1 protein-coding gene is annotated in these 1,134 nt (G+C 64.4%); it reads left to right on the forward strand.

Annotated elements, in window-relative coordinates:
• Window positions 1-58: 58 nt before the first annotated feature.
• The coding region (locus AB0D57_RS47870) for an IS630 family transposase (protein ID WP_362088794.1) at window positions 59-1,134 on the forward strand (1,076 nt) is incomplete at its 3' end.

A 1,134-nucleotide genomic window follows, 5' to 3' on the forward strand; every position in this document is an offset into this window, starting at 1 on the left:
CTAGTGTCTCGTGATCCTGTTCATGGAACCTTAGGCTTCCGTCATCGTTGAGTCTGGTATGGATCTCTCCTCTGAACAGATGGCAGAACTGCGGGAGTTGGCGGGGTCGCGAGATGTCCCTGCCGATGTGGCGCTTCGTGCGCGGATCGTGTTGTGGTCCGGTGAGGGGCGGCGGCGCAAGGACATCGCCGAGCTTGCCGGTGTGGCGCCGCTGACGGTGGACCGCTGCAAGGCCCGTTATGCCGAGCGGGGCCTTGCCGGTCTGGAGGAGAAGCGCCGTGGCGGGCCGCGTACCCAGGTGCCGCCGCAGGTGCGGGCCCGGGTAATCGCTTTGACGAGGATGTCCCCGCCGGCGGAATCCGGCCTGTCGCACTGGTCGACGCGGTCGCTGGCCGACCATCTGAAGCGGCGGGAAGGCGTCTCGGTTTCCTGGCATTACATCGCCCGCATCTGGCGTGAGGAGAATCTGAAGCCGCACCGCTCGGGCACCTTCAAGATCTCGAAAGACCCGGCGTTCGCGGAGAAGGTCGCCGATGTCGTCGGTTTGTACCTGGCCCCGCCCGGTGGCGCTGTGGTGCTGTCGATCGACGAGAAGACGCAGGTGCAGGCGCTGGACCGGACCCAGCCGGTGCTGCCGGTGGCTTTCGCGGCCATCGAGAAGCGCACCCACGACTATGTGCGGCACGGCACCACGAACCTGTTCGCCGCGCTGAACGTCACGACCGGTGAAGTGCTGGGCGAGTGCAAGCCGAACCGGAACGGAGCGAGCTTCCTGGCGTTCATGAAGAAGGCCGTCAAGCCGCATGCGGGGAAGGAAATCCATGTCGTCCTGGACAACCTCTCCACGCACACCACTCCGGACGTGAAGGCTTGGCTGGCGAAAAACCCGCACGTCCACTTCCATTTCACCCCCGTCGGGTCCTCGTGGTTGAACCAGATCGAGATCTGGTTCGGGATCATCACCCGGCAGTCCATCCGCCGCGGTACGTTCGCAAGCGTCAACGTCCTGGTCAAACAGATCCGCGACTACATCAACTCCTGGAACGAGAACCCGAGCCCCTTCACCTGGACCGCCACCGCCGACGAGATCCTCGCCAAGGTCCGGCTCGTCCAGACCAGCGTGAAGAAACTCGT

The organism is Streptomyces sp. NPDC048275 (genome assembly GCF_040652275.1).
GTDB lineage: Bacteria > Actinomycetota > Actinomycetes > Streptomycetales > Streptomycetaceae > Streptomyces.